Genomic DNA, 731 nt, shown 5'->3' with positions numbered 1-731 from the left:
CTTTAAAGAAGGCAAAAACGTCAAAGTCAGCCGCGACGGTAAACACATCACCGTAGCGACTTCAGACGACGTCTCCTTCGACAAAGTGACCGTAGGCGGTAGCGTACTGACCGACAACGGACTGACTGTGGGCAACGGCAAAGCAGGCAAACCTGTCAGCCTGACCAAAGACGGTCTGAACAACGGAGGCAATAAAATTGCCAACGTAGCCAAAGGTACGGACGACACCGACGCAGTGAACGTTGCGCAGCTCAAAGCAGCCGCAGCAAAAGCGACATCCAAAGTGGACAGCGGCAACGACAACATCGTCGTCACACCAGAGCAAAATGCCGACGGCAGCACCACTTACAAAGTGGCGACCGCACCCAACCTCAAAGCCGACAGCTTCACCGCAGGCGATACCGTTGTGAACAACGACGGCGTCAAAGTCGGCAACAAAGTGGCTCTGGGTAAAGACGGTCTGAAAGCAGGCGATGTCAACATCACTGCCGACGGTATCAATGCAGGCAACAAAGCCATCAGCAACGTAGCCGCCGGTGTGAAAGACACCGATGCCGCCAACGTCGGACAGCTGAACCGTCTGACTGCCGCCGCCAAGACCGAAGTCGAAGCCGGTACCAACATTGCAAGCGTTACCGGCAAACAAGGTAAGAACGGTCAAACTGTTTACACCATCAACGCAGACGGCGCGAGCGTCTCCGCAGGTTCCGACAACATCGTCGTGACCAAAG

The 731-nt window shown here is 55.4% G+C and carries 1 pseudogene; it reads left to right on the top strand.

The features are described 5' to 3' along the window. A pseudogene (locus HMPREF3277_RS12345) lies at nucleotides 1-731 on the top strand (hypothetical protein); the annotation flags it as partial.

The sequence above is a fragment of the Neisseria sp. HMSC70E02 genome, assembly GCF_001838645.1.
GTDB classification, from domain to species: Bacteria; Pseudomonadota; Gammaproteobacteria; order Burkholderiales; family Neisseriaceae; genus Neisseria; species Neisseria macacae.
Note: the sequence above shows the minus strand (reverse complement) of the source record. Positions and strands in the feature narration are given on the sequence as shown.